Source organism: Woronichinia naegeliana WA131, from assembly GCA_025370055.1.
In the GTDB taxonomy this organism is placed as follows: Bacteria; Cyanobacteriota; Cyanobacteriia; order Cyanobacteriales; family Microcystaceae; genus Woronichinia; species Woronichinia naegeliana.
Genome location: CP073041.1, coordinates 4,953,245 through 4,971,437, shown reverse-complemented (window position 1 = coordinate 4,971,437; position 18,193 = coordinate 4,953,245). Strand labels below are relative to the sequence as shown.

Here is an 18,193-nt window from a genome sequence, read left to right as displayed (position 1 = left end):
AGGCGAATTAAGAACCGCTAGAATGCACGAAAATAGGGTAGAATGCCTCAAAACCATTGCATTAAGAAGAGAGAAAGCAGATGTACCGAAAGCAACAGTACTCAATTGAAACACCAGAAAACTTGAAAAATCTGTTCGGCGGGCAGTTAGACGAAGAAAATCGTTGGATAGAAATGTCAAAAATGATTCCCTGGGAAGAATATGAGGAAGAATATGCAAAAAACTTCACAGAAAAAAAAGGAGCCCCAGCCAAATCATTTAGAATGGCATTAGGAGCATTAATTATCAAAGAAATTTCAGGAAAAAGTGACAGAGAAACAGTAGAACAAATAAAAGAGAACCCTTATTTACAGTACTTTATAGGAATGGAAAGCTATAGTAGCAAAGAAGCATTTAATGCGTCAATGATGGTTCATTTTCGTAAAAAAATAGGAATGGAATTAATAAATAAAATTAATAAAGAAATAGAAAAAAAAGCGACGGTTGTAGCGTCAGAAAAAAAAGAAAATGAAGGAAAGTTATTGTTAGATGCGACTTGTACACCAGCAGATATAAAATATCCAACGGATATAGGAATATTGAATGATGCCAGAGAAAAAACAGAAAAAATAATAGATAAGCTGTATGAAGAAATAAAAGAGAAAAGGAAAGAAAAGCCGAGGACTTATAGGGAAGTGGCAAGAAAAGAGTACTTAGCCATAGCAAAAAAACGTCGTGTGTCAAAAAAAGAAAGAAGAAAAGGAACAAAAAAACAACTAGGATATATAAAAAGAAACTTGTCTCATATAGAAAAAATGATAGAAGAGGGAGCAAAGTTAGAAAAACTAACGAAAAAAGAGCAAGAAGAGCTTGTAACGATAGGAAAAGTGTATGAGCAACAGTTAGAAATGTATGAAAAAAAGACAAATAAAGTAGAAAACAGAATTGTGAGTGTAAGCCAACCTCACGTGCGTCCAATAGTGCGTGGAAAAGCGGGAAAAGCAGTAGAGTTTGGAGCTAAAATATCGGCAAGTAATGTGAATGGCTTTGTCTTCTTAGACAAATTAAGTTGGGATAATTACAACGAATCGGGAGATTTACAAGCGCGAATAGAAGAATATAAAAGGGAAACAGGATGTTATCCGGAATCGGTTCATGTGGATAAAATCTATCGAACAAAAGCGAATCGAGCTTATTGTAAAGAAAGGGATATAAGAATGAGTGGTCCCCGATTGGGAAGACCGCCGAAAGAGGTGAGCAAAGAAAAAAAGAAAGAGGCACGCTCAGATGAAAGAGTGCGTAATGCCATTGAGGGTAAATTCGGACAGGGAAAGAGGAAATTTAGTCTTGGTCGAGTGATGGCCAAACTACCTGAGACCTCGGAAACGGTAATTGCGATGAACTTTTTGGTAATGAATCTTTCTACTCTACTTCAGAAGACAAAAAGTAAAAAGTTGTAGAGTCGTTTTTCTTGTGAAAAATGGTGTTAATTTTCCTCTCTTTTGTGAGGAGTGATTTGTGTTGACCTTTTTAGACAGAAAGGAACAATAGATTAAACAAAATCTGTATTTTGATTTGTTTCCATAAGGATAAGTTATCTATGCTTTTTCAGTCCATACTTCCCTAACCCACATTTCTTTCGTTTTTTGACTTTTTCAGCAAGCCCTATTTATTTTTTCACCAGTGACACCCTCACGCAAATGGCCACTAAAGCGGGCTTTAAAGTCTTGAAGTTAGACTATGTGGGGCGATCGCTCAATTTTGAACGACTGGCTTATAACCTGGGCGTTATTAGTAAAAGTAAAGGTATTCAACAGTTTATTCAATGGCTATCCGTGAAGTTGAATCTTAAGCAAATTTGGTTTTACTTAAATGTCAAGGATATGCAACGTATTTACTTACAAAAATGAGACAAATTCCTGGGGAGCAGACGGAGCCAATCACAACCGATCACCAAAATTTTAATCGTCTCCAACAGGCGATCGAGTACTATATCGTCGGGCAAACAACGATTATCAATCAATTATTAATCGCTCTCTTAAGTGGTGGTCATGTGATTTTGGAAGGGGTGCCAGGAGTTGGAAAGACTCTATTAGTTAAAGTCCTCGCTCGCTTGATTCAATCCGACTTTTGCCGTATTCAACTAACCCCTGATATTCTACCCTCGGATATTTTGGGAACTAGCATTTTTGACTTGCAAAATCAAACCTTTACGCTCAGTTGATGAAAAACTATTAGATTATCTTTTAGAATTAGTTGAGCAAACCCGTAAACATCCTGATGTGTTAGTGGGAGCTTCTCCCCGTGCGGCGGTACTTTGGTTACAGTCCAGTCGTGCTAGAGCTTGGCTAAAGGGACGGGATTACCTCATTCCTGATGATTTAAAAAGTGTGGCTCCTAACCTTTTACGTCATCGACTGATTATTAAACCAGAAGCTCAATTAGATGGGGTAAAAATTGACAGTATTATTGCTAATATTCTCAAACAAATTACAGTACCGAGATAAATGGAATGTCGCTCAATTCCAGACTCGGACAGCTAAACTCACTAACCCACCCCCCAATACTAACCAGGCGGTGTTAATCGGAAAAAGAAAGAGAATAATACTACTGATAATCGCCAAACCAAGGGTTAAGCTATCTTGAAGTGTTTCTTGAGCTAAAGTGTAAGTTACCCCCGCCATTAAGCCCAAGGAAGCGGAATTGATCCCATCGAGAAAGCCACTGACCCAAAGAGATTGACGTAATTTAGCCACCCAGGGATGAACCAGCCAAACGAGGGCAAAAGCCGGTAAAAAAATCCCTACTGTTCCGGCGATCGCCCCTGCATTTCCGGCTAAAAGATAGCCAACAAAGGTTGCTGTGGTGAATACTGGGCCGGGCGTTATTTGACCGATCGCTACTGCATCTAAAAGCTGTTGAGACGTTAACCAATGATGTTGTTCAACCAATTCCCGTTGTAGAAACGCTAAAAGAACATAACCACTACCGTAGAGAATTGAACCAATTTTGAGAAAAAAGAAAAAGACCCCCAACCAACTGACCGAATTGAGAGCGGGGTTGCTAGTTGGTGTCAGTAAACCAGGCAGCGGCCATAGCCAAAAACCTATTCCCCAAGATTGAGATAGTCCTCTTTTAATGGCCATAACGAGTAGGCCGAGAAGCAATAAAATCAGGAGTTCAGGCCAATGTCCCAAATATCCAGCGATCGCCAGCAGCGTAGCGCAAAGTGTCCATTGATCTTTAATGGCTTTTTGTCCTAACTTTACGAGGGCCTGCACAACAATAGCGATAATCACAGGCTTAATTCCATACAAGAGCCATTCCATCTGGGGAACGGTTTGGTAACGCTGATAGAGCGCGGCCAATCCCCACACCATCAGCATGGCTGGCAGAATAAAACAACCTCCAGCGATCCATAGACCTCGCCATCCTCCCCGTTCATAACCAATATGAATCGCCAGTTCTGAAGAGTTTGGGCCAGGAATTAAGTTAGTAATTCCGAGTAAATCTAAAAGTTGAGTTCGACTCATCCACTGACGACGCTCGACAACTTCGTGATCCATTAAGGCGATATGGGCGGCTGGGCCCCCAAAAGCGGTCAATCCTAATCGGAAAAAAACCCTAGCTAATTCTCTTAATCGCTGTCGTTGCTGCTGAAGTGTTAAAACGGCGTAGGGAAGTCTGGCTGGGTCTTCAATGTCAATGGTCATCGCAGTAGCTCAATATTTATAGAGTGTGATTAAATGACGCAAAAAACTCAATAGACAAATTATTGACTATTTAGCCATTGGGCGAGTAGTTCCTCTACTAAGTCAGAAAAGTTTTGATGATTTGCCGATTGAAGTAGAGCAATTTTGATATTTTTATAGGTTTCTTTACGAATATAAGCAGATACTTGCTCATATTCAGGGTCACTACGCTTACCTTTGGTTTTTAATGATTTTGCGGCTGCTGATGGATTGTCAAGTTCTTCAAAGATTGCTTTAAATTTACTCATGGGTTTAGTCCTTCTACAATTTCTTGACCGACGGCTTGATAATCCGCCCAGGCGATCGCCGCTTTAGGATCATTAACGGCGGAAACAATAAGACCGGCTAGAGAGGCCTTTGGGAAAACGGAGTATCGTTTAATGCCGGTTTTAAAGAGAGGAAGTTCCGCTTTAGTCAGCAAATTTCTGGCTTCTTCTCCATCTTTAGACGGGTAGGGCGGAATCATCGTTAATAAGACCCGATGCTTCTGACTTCCTAAGACTCGGAGAGTATCAATCGTCAGCATCAAGCTATCCAAGGCTAGAGTATCCGGTGTTGATGGAATGACTAGTAAATCACAACCCTTGATCAAGGTCTTTAATTCCTCCTCCGTTGGGCGAGCCTGGGTATCAATAACAATATTCTGATAGGCCCGAACTGACTTAGCGGCCTCTGTCTCATCCTCTACAGTAAAAGGAAATGAGCCGCGCTTACTCCAAGTAGTAGAACTTCGATTCAGATCATCATCAATCAGCAATGTTTTCGCAAAACCAGAGAAGTAGGCGGCTAGATGAATCGCTGTTGTGGTTTTGCCGACTCCTCCCTTGAAACTGGCAATGGCAATAATCATGTACGCATAAAATTGGGGACAGTATTAATATTCACCCATACTATCTCAAATATTTGGATTTTTGACAAGCTATCAACTTACCCTTGTAAATGTTTGATTTTTTGCATTTTTAATTACTTGCATACGCACAATGTCAAAATTTTACCAACTCAAGTAGAAGCTTAGGCGGCGATCGCCAAATCAAAAATACTAGAACACTTGGTAGAACACTTTGAGGCTAGTCCGCAAGAAAAGACGGAAAATGCGGCAATATGACTAGAGGTCGTCGGAAGAGCAGGGCAATTATCGTGAAAATAAATCTTTCAAACTTTTTAAAACGTCTTTGAACTTAACCATCTAAGATGGAGGTAGTTAAAATTAACTATTCATTGCAGGTAGCCTCTATCTCAAGCCCTGATTACGACGTAAAATTTGATAGGATTTGTCTCGGTGGTTTCGAGTACACCATCCGTAGCCTGCGGGATCTCCAGCAGTTTTCCGATCCCAATGGAGAAGCCCTACGATTAGGCATTTCTTCCGCAATGTGGCCGCTCTTTGGTCAGATTTGGGCGATGGGAAAGATTTTGGCTAGGGTCATGCTCCAAGAGCAATTAGACGGAAAACGGATTCTTGAAATTGGTTGTGGTATTGGTTTCCCTAGTCTTGTCATCAAACAACTGGGTGGTGATATCACGGCCAGCGATTATCATCCTTTAGCTGAATCTTTTTTAATTGAAAATACTAACTTAAATCACTTAAAACCTATCCCTTTTCAAACAGGAGATTGGAATACAGCAAACTCAAAATTAGGGAAATTTGATTTAATTATTGGTAGTGATATTTTGTATGAGCATCAACATATCAAGTTATTATCGGCCTTTATTGATCATCATTCTAGTAATCAAGTCGAGGTCATTATTGTTGATCCTGGACGGGGTTCCCATCGTGCCTTTTCTAGGACAATGGAAGGTCTTGGATACCAACATACTTGGACTGATTTAAAGAATTATTCCCACCAAAATATCAAGCCCAAGGGATTCATCTTGCGGTTTTCCCGTTCTAATCTAGAAGTCATAATCGGCGATCGCCCCTGATTGCTCCAATTTTTTCTTGTCCGAGTATTCTGACAACCTCACGCTTTATGTGTGCGACCTTTAGTTGATAAAAGCTGTTGTAATTAGGGTTCTACAGGTAGGGCTGATTCATTCTCTGGTTTGATTCCTTTTTTGTCTCTCTTCAATCGCTTATGGGGTAAGCAAAGTAAGGTATTTTTAAAAATTTTCAGATATTTATTCTGAGAAATCGCCTTAAAACCTTGCCAGATAAGGATTTGATTGATTGAGATTTGTTAGAATGAATCAGCCCTAGTGGTCTGTCAAGCTAAAGATTGTGAATTTGAGGGAAAATGGAGAGGCTATTCATTACCTCAACAGATATCGTAATAAGTAGGGCTTGCTGAAAAAGTCAAAAAACGAAAGAAATGTGGGTTAGGGAACTGGACAGTGGGAAGTTCTCGAGGCGTGTAAGTGGAGAAAAGAAAATCGGACATCCGATACAAAAGAGTGCCGTTATGTCCGAAACTGGCTGATATAAGAAAATCGATAGCCAGTGCTATCTATCAATTATGCAACTATGTCAGCGACTAGAGCAAATCCTCAATAATCTCCGTCCAGCCTTTAGCCGAGAAGCAACGTTCCAATGGTTTATCCTGTTAGTCTGGGGAGTAGTGCTCAACAGCCAACCCAGCGCAATAACTAGCTATGTCAATGCCATTGGCTGAACAGAGAGCTACTACAATCAGGCTCTACATTGGTTTGATTCCAAGGCGTTTAGGGTCGAAGGACTAACTTTACAATGGTCAAAGTGGCTAAGTCAGCATGAAAGTCTATACAGAATTAAAGGGAAACGGGTGTATGTGGGTGATGGCATCAAAGTGGGGAAAGAAGGACGCAAGATGCCAGGTGTAAAACGACTACACCAAGAATCGGAAGATGTGTCCAAGCCAGAGTGGATAAGGGGTCATTACTTCAATGCCTTGAGTATTTTGGTGGGAGTAGGGAAAGCCTGCTTTGCCTTGCCCTTAGTGTTGCGGCTAGACGATGGCATCAAGTCCAAAGCAACCGAGAAGGGGGAGGGAAAAGGCAAAAAAAAGGTGAAGACGAGCCTGGTGACAAAAATGGCTGACCTTTGTGTTACTTACGCAGAGGCAGGGAGTTATGTAGGGCTTGCTGAAAAAGTCAAAAAACGAAAGAAATGTGGGTTAGGGAAGTATGGACTGAAAAAGCATAGATAACTTATCCTTATGGAAACAAATCAAAATACAGATTTTGTTTAATCTATTGTTCCTTTCTGTCTAAAAAGGTCAACACAAATCACTCCTCACAAAAGAGAGGAAAATTAACACCATTTTTCACAAGAAAAACGACTCTACAACTTTTTACTTTTTGTCTTCTGAAGTAGAGTAGAAAGATTCATTACCAAAAAGTTCATCGCAATTACCGTTTCCGAGGTCTCAGGTAGTTTGGCCATCACTCGACCAAGACTAAATTTCCTCTTTCCCTGTCCGAATTTACCCTCAATGGCATTACGCACTCTTTCATCTGAGCGTGCCTCTTTCTTTTTTTCTTTGCTCACCTCTTTCGGCGGTCTTCCCAATCGGGGACCACTCATTCTTATATCCCTTTCTTTACAATAAGCTCGATTCGCTTTTGTTCGATAGATTTTATCCACATGAACCGATTCCGGATCTGACTTTTCCCGTTAAGTCCAAAATCCAGCAATGCAAACTTCTAGAGGCTTTATCTGGCAAGGGTTTGAGTAATGATTCTCTTGACAGGAAAAAAAATATTCTGAAGCCATCATCCCGCTTATCGTTCAAATTTCAAAAACAAAGGATGAAGGGAGTATGAGACTGTAAAATGGAGAAAATCTTAAAGGGCAGGTCAAAAAATGTTGGAATGGTGGACAAAAAACTTTGCCAGTTGTGAATTGGGAGACGAGAGGCTAAACAATCGTGCCTTCTCGATTGGGAAAAAGTTAAGTGAGGGGTTTGGAAAAGCCTTATCAGAAGTGTTTAAGGGAGGAAACGAGTTAAAGAGGGCCTATGAATTTTTGGGAATCCGAAAACAGACTTTGTCAAGATAATAGAGCCGCACTGTGAAATGACAACTGCCGCCGTAGAAGAATATAAGATAATGCTATCAGTCGGAGATACGACCTTCTTAGATTATCGCAATATCAAGGAAAAAAGGGAAGGGTATGGGCCGACTGGAAAAGGCGGGAATGGATTAATACTGCATAGTGCTTTAGCAATTGAGCCAGAAAAAGGACAAGTATTAGGTTTATTATGGCAAAAACTGTGGAATAGGGAGGTAAAAGAAAAGCCCCCAACAGATGAAACGGCGAAGCAGAAAAAAGAAAGACAGAAAGAACAAAGAAAAGCAGCTCGTCAAAGACCATTTGAGGAAAAAGAATCCTACAAATGGGTAGAGGCTCTAAACACCTGTGAGAAACAGGTAGAAAGTTCAACGAGGGTAATTCATGTATTTGACAGAGAAGGAGATGTTTCAGAAGTCTTTGACTCAGTGCGTCAACTCAAGCATACAGGAGTGCTGGTCAGAGCGTCTCATAATCGTAGTTTAGACAAAAATAGTGAACGACTTTGGCAACATTTGGAATCAGAACCGATTCGTTTTCATCAAGAAATCGAGATTCCGAGTACAGGAAAAAGAAAAGCACGGAAGGTTAAGCTTGCCGTCCGATTTTGCTCAGTTAATCTACGAACTCCCTATCGTTTTGATAATCGTGACCCGTTGAATGTCTATGCTGTTTATGCGACAGAAATCGATTGTCCCGAAGGCGAAACTCCTTTATCTTGGATGCTTCTGACTACAGAAGTTGTTGAGACTATTGAGATGGCTGTCACTATTCTTCGTTGGTACACCTACCGATGGCGGGTTGAAGAATTTCATAAAGTCCTTAAGTCTGGTTGTCAGAGTGAGCGTTATCGACTTGCCTCTGATGGAATGAAAACTCTTTTGGGTTTTTTAAGTGTCATTGCTGTTGAACTTTTACACGTTACTTATCTTCATCGTACCCAGCCCGATGCTCTCGCGATTGAAATTCTTAATCCTCTTCAACTTCAGGTGTTAAAAGCAGCCGCCTCTCAAAAACTTCCCCCTATTTTGACTGTTGCTTGGGCTGTCGAGTCTGTTGCTTTTCTTGGTGGTTATCTTGAACATCGTCGTAAAACTCCTCTCGGTATCCAAGTCCTTTGGCGCGGTTGGTTGAAGTTGCATGACCTTTGCCAAGGCTGGCAGCTTGCAATCCGCACTTAACGGGAAAAGTCAGATTCCGGATAACATCCTGTTTCCCTTTTATATTCTTCTATTCGCGCTTGTAAATCTCCCGATTCGTTGTAATTATCCCAACTTAATTTGTCTAAGAAGACAAAGCCATTCACATTACTTGCCGATATTTTAGCTCCAAACTCTACTGCTTTTCCCGCTTTTCCACGCACTATTGGACGCACGTGAGGTTGGCTTACACTCACAATTCTGTTTTCTACTTTATTTGTCTTTTTTTCATACATTTCTAACTGTTGCTCATACACTTTTCCTATCGTTACAAGCTCTTCTTGCTCTTTTTTCGTTAGTTTTTCTAACTTTGCTCCCTCTTCTATCATTTTTTCTATATGAGACAAGTTTCTTTTTATATATCCTAGTTGTTTTTTTGTTCCTTTTCTTCTTTCTTTTTTTGACACACGACGTTTTTTTGCTATGGCTAAGTACTCTTTTCTTGCCACTTCCCTATAAGTCCTCGGCTTTTCTTTCCTTTTCTCTTTTATTTCTTCATACAGCTTATCTATTATTTTTTCTGTTTTTTCTCTGGCATCATTCAATATTCCTATATCCGTTGGATATTTTATATCTGCTGGTGTACAAGTCGCATCTAACAATAACTTTCCTTCATTTTCTTTTTTTCTGACGCTACACCCGTCGCTTTTTTTTCTATTTCTTTATTAATTTTATTTATTTATTAATTCCATTCCTATTTTTTTACGAAAATGAACCATCATTGACGCATTAAATGCTTCTTTGCTACTATAGCTTTCCATTCCTATAAAGTACTGTAAATAAGGGTTCTCTTTTATTTGTTCTACTGTTTCTCTGTCACTTTTTCCTGAAATTTCTTTGATAATTAATGCTCCTAATGCCATTCTAAATGATTTGGCTGGGGCTCCTTTTTTTTCTGTGAAGTTTTTTGCATATTCTTCCTCATATTCTTCCCAAAGAATCATTTTTGACATTTCTATCCAACGATTTTCTTCGTCTAACTGCCCGCCGAACAGATTTTTCAAGTTTTCTGGTGTTTCAATTGAGTACTGTTGCTTTCGGTACATCTGCTTTCTCTCTTCTTAATGCAATGGTTTTGAGGCATTCTACCCTATTTTCGTGCATTCTAGCGGTTCTTAATTCGCCTACTATTTTTCTCCGTAAAGGTTTCAGCTTTTTTCAGCAAGCCCTAAGTAACCATGCTCAAGACCTATATTGTCCGATTAAGTCAAGAAGAACGTCAGACCCTAAAAGATTTGGTATCCATCGGCAAAGGAGCGGCTTACAAAATTAAGCACGCCAATATTCTGTTAAACATTGATGTGAATGGACAAGGATGGACGGATGAGGAAGCTGCCGCCGCCTTTAGTTGTCACCGTAACACAGTCGCCAATCTCAGGGAGCGATTGGTCAATGAAGGTGTGGAGTCAGCATTAAGCCGCAAGCCCCGCAAAACGCCGCCTCGTCAACCGATTATTGATGGAGAGGTAGAAGCAAAACTAATCGCCTTACGTTGTGGAGAACCGCCTGCTGGTCAAGCCCGTTGGACATTGAGGTTACTAGCCGACAAGGCGGTCGAGTTAGAAATTGTGCCAGCAATTAGTCACGAAACCGTGCGTCAAGTGTTAAAAAAAACGAACTAAAACCTCATCTGCGACAGATGTACGTGATTCCACCAGAAAAGAGTGCCGAATTTGTGTCTAACATGGAAGATGTTCTAGAAATTTATCACCGACCCTATGACCCCAATTGTCCAGTGATTTGCATGGATGAGCAACCTATACAATTGGTCAAAGAAACCCGCCTTCCTCTACCAGCCAAACCTGGACAGCCAGAGGCGCATGATTACGAATATGAACGCAATGGAACAGCCAATATCTTTATGTTTACAGAACCCTTGTCTGGGTGGCGAAAGACAGTTGTCAGTGAACGTAGAACATCGGTTGACTGGGCAACAGAAATTAAGAATTTACTCGATAACGACTATGCTGATAACGACAAAGTCATTTTAGTATGTGATCAGCTAAATACTCACAAACTTGCCTCACTATACAGCAATTCCAAATTCAAATGGTATAAATAGAGACAGAAAAACTTTGACCTATAGGAAGTTATGAATAAAGAGAAAAGTGTCTACTGATTTTGCAGAGAGAAAGATGGAAGTAAACGACCTAAGTTTTGACGGAATCGTTCACTGTTTAAACGAGGTCATTGGGAAGATAGATGACCCCCGTTCGGTTAGTAATGCAACGAAATATAGTCTAAGAGAGGCGATACTGGGGGCATTTGCCGCCTTTTTTATGCAAAATGAGTCATTTTTAGAGTACCAACGTCAGCTTAACAGCCGTTGTGGGCGAGATAATGCTCAGAGCTTGTTTGGACTAGAAAAAATACCAACAGTAGAACAGATTCGCAACATTGTGGATGGGGTAGCAGCGAGTAGTCTATTCCCTTTGTTTGGGTTAATTTACCAAGCATTGAGGAGCATGGGATTCTTGAAAGCCTATGAAATATTGAGGGGAAATCTTCTAGTAGCAATGGATGGGACAAATTACTACAGTTCGGAAAAAGTAAATTGTCCATGCTGTTCAACCAAAACGTCAAAACAGGGAAAAGTCACCTACTTCCATCGGGTGTGACCTTTAGTTGATGAAGGAAAAGAAAAGTGTTAACATGGGATGAAAAGTGACAAAGAGGAAACAATGATGACAGCAAAACTAATTAATGTAGAGGGTTCAAAGATAAAAATAGAACTAACATTAGAACTAAGTCGTTCAATGTTGGATACAGAAATAAATATTCAAAAAGGCTTAAACGAAGTAGGTTGCATCGCCAGCAAAGAAGCCTTGAAATATTTAGATACAGATGGTTCACCCTTAAAAATCGGTGAAGAAATCTGGAAGAGTAAGGGAGAGCAACCGAAAGAATATCAAACACCTTATGGTGAGGTTATAGTGAATCGTCATGTATATCAGCGTTCACCTTTGAGGAAAAACGTATTGCCCCTTAGAAAGAGAAGCAAGGATAATCATAACATCAACGCCATTATTGGCAAAACAGGTATCCTCAAAAATGTCAGGGATGGCAGGCAAAGAGGTGAAAAATGATTTATTAGAAAATCATGGTAGAAAAGTAGCGCTATCCTATATCCAAAGATTGAGTGAAGCAGTAGGAAGTGTGGTACAGGCAAAAGAAGAAGCGTGGAGTTATGCCCCGCCCAAGGAGGATAGCCAAATTGCAACAGTGGGAATAGGATTAGATGGAACCTGTATGCTGATGTGTGAGGATGGCTACCGTGAAGCAATGGTGGGAACCGTTTCCCTATACGATAGTGAAGGCGAACGTCAACATACAATCTATCTAGGTGCGGCACCAGAGTATGGAAAAAAGAGTTTTCTAGAAAGATTAGAAAGAGAAATTGAGCGAGCGAAAAACCGTTATCCAGAGGCAACATTGGTCGGGATAGCAGACGGGGCAGAATCAAATTGGAAGTTTTTAGAAAAGCAAACGGAAGAACAGATATTAGATTTCTATCATGCCTCTGGTTACTTAGGTGCCTTGGCAGAAGCGTTGCATCCGAATACCGTGTCAAAACAAAAAGAATGGTTGACTGAAAATTGTCGAGAACTCAAGCATGAAAAAGGAAAAGCAGGAGAACTGCTAAATCTGATGAAAGAAGTCAAAGAAGAAAAAAGTCATTCTAAGAATCTTACCGAGAAACTACAAGCGGCGATTACTTATTACGAGAATCATCAGCATCAAATGGATTATGCTGAATACATAGAGAAAAAGTATCCGATTGGTTCAGGTGTTACGGAAGCAGCTTGTAAGACGTTGGTCAAACAACGATTATGTTGTTCAGGGATGCGATGGAAGGAAAAAGGAGCAGGAATTATTTTGAGCCTACGAGCTTTGGTATTGACCAAGGAACGATGGAGTCAATTTTGGGCAAAACTTGATCAATATGGGTTCCCTGTAGAACCCTGATTACAACAGCTTTTATCAACTAAAGGTCGCACCCCTTCCATCAGGCATTATTGCCCGTGATTGTTTCCCCAGACCATGAATCAGTTTTTTCCTTACCCCCTGAATTTATCACCCCTCAAGACGGTTCTGAAAAGCAAGATTGTGAGCAAAATGCGGCGAAACGTTGGATAAGTAACCATGCTAGTTTGTTTGCGGGACAGAAGATAACTCTGCTAGGGGATGACTTGTACAGTCGTCAGCCCACTTGTCAGCACTGTCTCGACCACGATTTCAACTTTATCTTCGTCTGTTTACCGACTTCTCATCCCACACTCTATGAATGGTTAAACTATTTAGAAGCTAATGGAGAAGTCAAAACCACTCAACACCGACGTTGGAATGGGAAGTATTTCGAGATTTGGCACTGCCGTTATCTCAATCAGATTCCCCTGCGAGACCAACAGCCTGCTTTGTTGGTTAACTGGTGTGAGCTAAAAATCCACCGCGAATCCGATGCTCAACTTCTTTATCACAATAGTTGGATTACCAATCATTTTCTCACCCCTCACATCGTTCTTGATGTCTGTCGTGCTGGACGGACTCGTTGGCGTACTGAGAACGAGAATCACAATATTCTCAAAAATCGAGGCTATCACTTAGAGCATAATTTTGGGCATGGTAAACAACACCTCGCCTCTGTTTTGCTTACCCTGAATTTGCTGGCTTTTCTCTTGCACACGGTTTTAGGTTTGGTTGATGAACGTTACCAGAGAATTCGCGTCCAACGCGGCACTCGTAAGGGATTCTTTCAAGATATTCTCTCTTTGACCAAATATCTGTTCTTTGAAAGCTGGCATCATCTTTTAGATTTTATGCTTGATGACTCAGTTTCTCTCGCTGTCTCGAATTCTTCCTAGTTGATTAATTGGCAATTTTCATAGCAAAACCCTTGCCAGTAAATACATTGAGCCTTTTGTATCTTTGACTACATTCTGAATTTGGAATTGCTGCTCACTATATGAAGCATTTGAGCCTTCCACGGCTCGTCGTCTAGTCGAACGGTTGGAAATTCACCATACCCCAAAACATGGCAGTTGGCTTAATATTGCTGAAAACGAGCTGTCCGCAATGACTCGGCAATGCCTAGCTCGTCGAATTCCAGATCGGGAAACTTTAGAGCAAGAAACAACGGCTTGGTACACTCAGCGCAATCATTCCCAAAAGTCGGTAGATTGGCAATTCACGACGGCTGAGGCTCGTATCCGTCTCAAGCGTCTTTATCCACAAATAGAAAATTGACAGACCACTAGGTTCTACAGGGAACCCATATTGATCAAGTTTTGCCCAAAATTGACTCCATCGTTCCTTCGTCAATACCAAAGCCCGTAGGCTCAAAATAATTCCTGCTCCTTTTTCCTTCCATCGCATCCCTGAACAACATAATCGTTGTTTGACCAACGTCTTACAAGCTGCTTCCGTAACACCTGAACCAATCGGATACTTTTTCTCTAAGTAGGGCTTGCTGAAAAAAGCTGAAACCCTTACGGAGAAAAATAGTAGGCGAATTAAGAACCGCTAGAATGCACGAAAATAGGGTAGAATGCCTCAAAACCATTGCATTAAGAAGAGAGAAAGCAGATGTACCGAAAGCAACAGTACTCAATTGAAACACCAGAAAACTTGAAAAATCTGTTCGGCGGGCAGTTAGACGAAGAAAATCGTTGGATAGAAATGTCAAAAATGATTCTTTGGGAAGAATATGAGGAAGAATATGCAAAAAACTTCACAGAAAAAAAAGGAGCCCCAGCCAAATCATTTAGAATGGCATTAGGAGCATTAATTATCAAAGAAATTTCAGGAAAAAGTGACAGAGAAACAGTAGAACAAATAAAAGAGAACCCTTATTTACAGTACTTTATAGGAATGGAAAGCTATAGTAGCAAAGAAGCATTTAATGCGTCAATGATGGTTCATTTTCGTAAAAAAATAGGAATGGAATTAATAAATAAAATTAATAAAGAAATAGAAAAAAAAGCGACGGGTGTAGCGTCAGAAAAAAAGAAAATGAAGGAAAGTTATTGTTAGATGCGACTTGTACACCAGCAGATATAAAATATCCAACGGATATAGGAATATTGAATGATGCCAGAGAAAAAACAGAAAAAATAATAGATAAGCTGTATGAAGAAATAAAAGAGAAAAGGAAAGAAAAGCCGAGGACTTATAGGGAAGTGGCAAGAAAAGAGTACTTAGCCATAGCAAAAAAACGTCGTGTGTCAAAAAAAGAAAGAAGAAAAGGAACAAAAAAACAACTAGGATATATAAAAAGAAACTTGTCTGATATAGAAAAAATGATAGAAGAGGGAGCAAAGTTAGAAAAACTAACGAAAAAAGAGCAAGAAGAGCTTGTAACGATAGGAAAAGTGTATGAGCAACAGTTAGAAATGTATGAAAAAAAGACAAATAAAGTAGAAAACAGAATTGTGAGTGTAAGCCAACCTCACGTGCGTCCAATAGTGCGTGGAAAAGCGGGAAAAGCAGTAGAGTTTGGAGCTAAAATATCGGCAAGTAATGTGAATGGCTTTGTCTTCTTAGACAAATTAAGTTGGGATAATTACAACGAATCGGGAGATTTACAAGCGCGAATAGAAGAATATAAAAGGGAAACAGGATGTTATCCGGAATCGGTTCATGTGGATAAAATCTATCGAACAAAAGCGAATCGAGCTTATTGTAAAGAAAGGGATATAAGAATGAGTGGTCCCCGATTGGGAAGACCGCCGAAAGAGGTGAGCAAAGAAAAAAAGAAAGAGGCACGCTCAGATGAAAGAGTGCGTAATGCCATTGAGGGTAAATTCGGACAGGGAAAGAGGAAATTTAGTCTTGGTCGAGTGATGGCCAAACTACCTGAGACCTCGGAAACGGTAATTGCGATGAACTTTTTGGTAATGAATCTTTCTACTCTACTTCAGAAGACAAAAAAGAAAACAAAAAGTAAAAAGTTGTAGAGTCGTTTTTCTTGTGAAAAATGGTGTTAATTTTCCTCTCTTTTGTGAGGAGTGATTTGTGTTGACCTTTTTAGGCAGAAAGGAACAATAGATTAAACAAAATCTGTATTTTGATTTGTTTCTATAAGGATAAGTTATCTATGCTTTTTCAGTCCATACTTCCCTAACCCACATTTCTTTCGTTTTTTGACTTTTTCAGCAAGCCCTAAGTATTAATACTTATTGCATAAGTGAGATGCTCCCCGTCCATGCCAACCACGTTGAGGCATTTAATAGTGCTATCCGACGCTATTTAGCCGCCTTTCGTCGTCGTACAAATACTTATGCTAAATCTGTTGTGGGATTACAGCGAGTCCTAGATATTTTCTGGATGGTTCATAACTTTGTTCGCAGCCATTTTACGACTAGAGAAGTTCCTGCTGTAGCTCTCGGTATAATTGAAAAAGGGTTAACTTGGGAGGACTTACTCCAAATTCGCCTGATTTCTTGAACCTCTCGTATTGCAACGTTTGTAGCTTCTAGCTAGACGATACCAGTGCCATAAACTCACTAACAGCATAATATCCATAATAAATCTGTCCTAAAATTTTTATTTGTCTATCTTAGACGAGATCAAACCCAAAAAGCAAGAATACTTTGATCAACATAAAATTTGTTAACTATTCACTATCAATTATTAACTAGGGCTTGCTGAAAAAGTCAAAAACCAAAGAAATATAGGTTAGGGAAGTATGAACTGAAAAAATGAAGATAACTTATTCTTATGACAAGAAGCTAAAATACAGGTTTTATTTAATCTATTGTACTTTTATTTCTAAAAAGGTCAGCAAAAGTCACTCCTCACAAAAGAGAAGAAAATTAACACCATTTTTCAGAAGAAAAACGACTCTACAACTTTTTACTTTTTGCTTCCTTCTTTGTCTTCTGAAGTAGAGTAGAAAGATTCATTACCAAAAAGTTCATTGCAATCACAGTTTCCGAGGTCCCAGGAAGTTTAGCCATCACTCGACCAAGACTAAATCTTCGCTTTCCCTGTCCGAATTTACTCTCAATGGCATTACGCACTCTTTCATCTGAGACTGCCTCTTGCTTTTTTTCTTTGCTCACCTCTTTCGGCGGTCTTCCCAATCCGGGACCACTCATTCTTATTCCCCTTTCTTTACAATAAGCTCGATTCGCTTTTGTTCGATAGATTTTATCCACATGAACCGATTCCGGATAACATCCTGTTTCCCTTTTATATTCTTCTATTCGCGCTTGTAAATCTCCCGATTCGTTGTAATTATCCCAACTTAATTTGTCTAAGAAAACAAAGCCATTCACATTACTTGCCGATATTTTAGCTCCAAACTCTACTGCTTTTCCCGCTTTTCCACGCACTATTAGACGGATATGAGGTTGCGTTACACTCACAATTCTATTTTCTACTGTATTCGTCTTATTCTCATACATTTCTAGTTGTTGTTCATACACTTTTTCTATGGTTATAATCATTTCCTTCTCCTTTTTTGTTAGTTTTTCCAATTTTGCTCCCTCATCTAACATTTTTTTTACATACAATAAGTTTCTTTTAATATATTGTAGCTGTTTTTTAATCCCTTTTCTTTTTTCTTTTTTTGACGGACGACGTTTTTTCGCTACCGTTAGGTAGTCTTTTCTCCCTTTTTCTCTATAGGTTATCGGCTTTTCTTTCTTTTTTTCTTTTATTTCTTTTATTTCTTTTGCAACTTATCTATTATTTTTTCTGTTTTTTCTCTGGCTTCATTCAATATTCCTATATCTGTTGGATATTTTATATCGGCTGGTGTACAAGTCGCATCTAACAATAACTTACCTTCATTTTCTTCCTTTTTTTTCTACTCCCTCAACCTTCTTTACCATTTCTTTATTGATTTTATTTGTTAATTCCATCCCTATTCTTTTACGAAAATTAACCATCGTTGATGCTTCAAACGGCTCCTCGCTACTGTAGCTCTCTATTCCGATAAAGTATTATAAATACGGATTTTCTTTTATTTGCTCTACTGTTTCTCTATCACTTATTCCTAACCTTTCTTTAATGATTAATGCCCCTAATGCTATTCTAAATGACTTTGCTGGTGCTCCTTTTTCTTCTTTGAAATTTTTAGCATATTCTCCTTCAAATTCCTCCCAGGGAATCATTTTTGACATTTTTATCCAACGATTTTCTTCGTCCAATTTCCCCTCAAACAGGTTTTTGAAGTTTTCCAGTGTTTTTTCTGTGTACTGTTCTTTGCGATACATACTGTTGAGGGGAGGGATGCAAGGTTTCCGACTCATTCTAGCTTATTTTCCTGCATCTTT

15 protein-coding genes and 9 pseudogenes are annotated in these 18,193 nt (G+C 39.5%); 17 read left to right on the top strand and 7 right to left on the bottom strand.

Annotation, left to right across the window (positions count from 1 at the left end):
• Positions 1 to 80: 80 nt before the first annotated feature.
• The 4 genes and pseudogenes from KA717_24885 (at position 81) to KA717_24870 (ending at position 2,486) form a co-directional block, all read left to right on the top strand.
• A pseudogene (locus KA717_24885) lies at positions 81 to 1,418 on the top strand (IS5 family transposase).
• Positions 1,419 to 1,706: 288 nt separating this feature from the next.
• A complete protein-coding gene (locus tag KA717_24880; protein ID UXE59146.1) occupies positions 1,707 to 1,889 on the top strand; it encodes a hypothetical protein in 183 nt (60 codons plus the stop codon).
• Positions 1,886 to 2,203 carry a MoxR family ATPase gene (locus KA717_24875; protein UXE59145.1) on the top strand — a complete coding sequence of 106 codons (318 nt, stop codon included), beginning with the start codon at positions 1,886 to 1,888 and terminating at the stop codon, positions 2,201 to 2,203. Before KA717_24880 ends, KA717_24875 begins: the two co-directional genes overlap by 4 nt.
• Positions 2,169 to 2,486, top strand: coding sequence for a MoxR family ATPase (locus KA717_24870; protein ID UXE59144.1), 318 nt, complete (start codon positions 2,169 to 2,171; stop codon positions 2,484 to 2,486). The genes KA717_24875 and KA717_24870 overlap by 35 nt, the downstream gene beginning before the upstream one ends.
• A 12-nt stretch (positions 2,487 to 2,498) precedes the next feature.
• Here KA717_24870 and KA717_24865 read toward each other — a convergent pair whose 3' ends face one another.
• From KA717_24865 to KA717_24855, 3 genes are read right to left on the bottom strand one after another with little or no spacing between them, the layout of a single operon-like run.
• Positions 2,499 to 3,692: a chromate transporter gene (locus tag KA717_24865; GenBank protein UXE59143.1), complete on the bottom strand. Its 1,194-nt coding sequence runs from the start codon at positions 3,690 to 3,692 to the stop codon at positions 2,499 to 2,501.
• A gap of 59 nt (positions 3,693 to 3,751) precedes the next feature.
• Positions 3,752 to 3,979 carry a hypothetical protein gene (locus KA717_24860; protein ID UXE59142.1) on the bottom strand — a complete coding sequence of 76 codons (228 nt, stop codon included), beginning with the start codon at positions 3,977 to 3,979 and terminating at the stop codon, positions 3,752 to 3,754.
• The gene (locus KA717_24855) at positions 3,976 to 4,581 is read right to left on the bottom strand and encodes a ParA family protein (GenBank protein UXE59141.1); all 606 of its coding nucleotides are present in this window, start codon (positions 4,579 to 4,581) and stop codon (positions 3,976 to 3,978) included. Before KA717_24855 ends, KA717_24860 begins: the two co-directional genes overlap by 4 nt.
• A 368-nt stretch (positions 4,582 to 4,949) precedes the next feature.
• On the opposite strand from KA717_24855, the gene KA717_24850 reads away from it, so the two are divergent.
• The 3 genes from KA717_24850 (at position 4,950) to KA717_24840 (ending at position 6,853) form a co-directional block, all read left to right on the top strand.
• The gene (locus KA717_24850; GenBank protein UXE59140.1) at positions 4,950 to 5,654 is read left to right on the top strand and encodes a hypothetical protein; all 705 of its coding nucleotides are present in this window, start codon (positions 4,950 to 4,952) and stop codon (positions 5,652 to 5,654) included.
• 530 nt (positions 5,655 to 6,184) lie between these two features.
• Positions 6,185 to 6,340, top strand: a complete 156-nt coding sequence (locus KA717_24845; protein UXE59139.1) for a hypothetical protein — start codon at positions 6,185 to 6,187, stop codon at positions 6,338 to 6,340.
• Positions 6,341 to 6,469: 129 nt separating this feature from the next.
• Positions 6,470 to 6,853 (top strand): hypothetical protein, encoded by a 384-nt coding sequence (locus KA717_24840; protein ID UXE59138.1) that lies wholly within the window; start codon positions 6,470 to 6,472, stop codon positions 6,851 to 6,853.
• Between the two features lie 134 nt (positions 6,854 to 6,987).
• On the opposite strand, the pseudogene KA717_24835 reads toward KA717_24840, so the two are convergent.
• Positions 6,988 to 7,305: pseudogene (locus tag KA717_24835) on the bottom strand (transposase).
• A gap of 204 nt (positions 7,306 to 7,509) precedes the next feature.
• Between KA717_24835 and KA717_24830 the strand changes: the two are divergent.
• Together KA717_24830 and KA717_24825 are read left to right on the top strand one after the other, a co-directional pair.
• Positions 7,510 to 7,704 carry a transposase gene (locus KA717_24830; protein UXE59137.1) on the top strand — a complete coding sequence of 65 codons (195 nt, stop codon included), beginning with the start codon at positions 7,510 to 7,512 and terminating at the stop codon, positions 7,702 to 7,704.
• A gap of 17 nt (positions 7,705 to 7,721) precedes the next feature.
• Positions 7,722 to 8,897, top strand: a complete 1,176-nt coding sequence (locus tag KA717_24825) for an IS4 family transposase (GenBank protein UXE59136.1) — start codon at positions 7,722 to 7,724, stop codon at positions 8,895 to 8,897.
• 11 nt (positions 8,898 to 8,908) lie between these two features.
• Here the strand turns inward: KA717_24825 and KA717_24820 are convergent.
• Positions 8,909 to 9,961, bottom strand: a pseudogene (locus tag KA717_24820) (IS5 family transposase).
• A 132-nt stretch (positions 9,962 to 10,093) separates the two neighbouring features.
• Here KA717_24820 and KA717_24815 point away from each other — a divergent pair.
• The 6 genes and pseudogenes from KA717_24815 (at position 10,094) to KA717_24790 (ending at position 14,159) form a co-directional block, all read left to right on the top strand.
• Positions 10,094 to 10,537 (top strand): helix-turn-helix domain-containing protein, encoded by a 444-nt coding sequence (locus KA717_24815; protein UXE59135.1) that lies wholly within the window; start codon positions 10,094 to 10,096, stop codon positions 10,535 to 10,537.
• Between the two features lie 17 nt (positions 10,538 to 10,554).
• On the top strand, positions 10,555 to 10,977 hold the full coding sequence (locus tag KA717_24810) for a transposase (protein ID UXE59134.1): 423 nt from the start codon (positions 10,555 to 10,557) through the stop codon (positions 10,975 to 10,977).
• A gap of 46 nt (positions 10,978 to 11,023) precedes the next feature.
• Positions 11,024 to 11,533 (top strand): hypothetical protein, encoded by a 510-nt coding sequence (locus tag KA717_24805; protein UXE59133.1) that lies wholly within the window; start codon positions 11,024 to 11,026, stop codon positions 11,531 to 11,533.
• A gap of 66 nt (positions 11,534 to 11,599) precedes the next feature.
• Positions 11,600 to 12,881: pseudogene (locus KA717_24800) on the top strand (ISKra4 family transposase).
• Between the two features lie 50 nt (positions 12,882 to 12,931).
• Positions 12,932 to 13,777, top strand: coding sequence for a hypothetical protein (locus KA717_24795; GenBank protein ID UXE59132.1), 846 nt, complete (start codon positions 12,932 to 12,934; stop codon positions 13,775 to 13,777).
• A 94-nt stretch (positions 13,778 to 13,871) separates the two neighbouring features.
• Positions 13,872 to 14,159 (top strand): annotated as a pseudogene (locus tag KA717_24790) (transposase).
• Positions 14,160 to 14,183: 24 nt separating this feature from the next.
• On the opposite strand, the pseudogene KA717_24785 reads toward KA717_24790, so the two are convergent.
• A pseudogene (locus KA717_24785) lies at positions 14,184 to 14,357 on the bottom strand (ISKra4 family transposase).
• A 141-nt stretch (positions 14,358 to 14,498) separates the two neighbouring features.
• Here KA717_24785 and KA717_24780 point away from each other — a divergent pair.
• Positions 14,499 to 15,835 (top strand): annotated as a pseudogene (locus KA717_24780) (IS5 family transposase).
• Between the two features lie 280 nt (positions 15,836 to 16,115).
• Positions 16,116 to 16,358: pseudogene (locus KA717_24775) on the top strand (IS1 family transposase).
• Positions 16,359 to 16,756: 398 nt separating this feature from the next.
• Here KA717_24775 and KA717_24770 read toward each other — a convergent pair.
• Positions 16,757 to 18,133, bottom strand: a pseudogene (locus KA717_24770) (IS5 family transposase).
• Positions 18,134 to 18,193 lie beyond the last annotated feature (60 nt).

What these genes read in the sequence shown, in the direction of transcription:
- KA717_24855 (UXE59141.1), bottom strand. Translation starts at nt 4,581, where the DNA reads ATGATTATTGCCATTGCCAGTTTCAAGGGAGGAGTCGGCAAAACCACA.
- KA717_24875 (UXE59145.1), top strand. Translation starts at nt 1,886, where the DNA reads ATGAGACAAATTCCTGGGGAGCAGACGGAGCCAATCACAACCGATCAC.
- KA717_24845 (UXE59139.1), top strand. Translation starts at nt 6,185, where the DNA reads ATGCAACTATGTCAGCGACTAGAGCAAATCCTCAATAATCTCCGTCCA.
- KA717_24860 (UXE59142.1), bottom strand. Translation starts at nt 3,979, where the DNA reads ATGAGTAAATTTAAAGCAATCTTTGAAGAACTTGACAATCCATCAGCA.
- KA717_24815 (UXE59135.1), top strand. Translation starts at nt 10,094, where the DNA reads ATGCTCAAGACCTATATTGTCCGATTAAGTCAAGAAGAACGTCAGACC.
- KA717_24830 (UXE59137.1), top strand. Translation starts at nt 7,510, where the DNA reads ATGTTGGAATGGTGGACAAAAAACTTTGCCAGTTGTGAATTGGGAGAC.
- KA717_24825 (UXE59136.1), top strand. Translation starts at nt 7,722, where the DNA reads ATGACAACTGCCGCCGTAGAAGAATATAAGATAATGCTATCAGTCGGA.
- KA717_24810 (UXE59134.1), top strand. Translation starts at nt 10,555, where the DNA reads ATGTACGTGATTCCACCAGAAAAGAGTGCCGAATTTGTGTCTAACATG.
- KA717_24865 (UXE59143.1), bottom strand. Translation starts at nt 3,692, where the DNA reads ATGACCATTGACATTGAAGACCCAGCCAGACTTCCCTACGCCGTTTTA.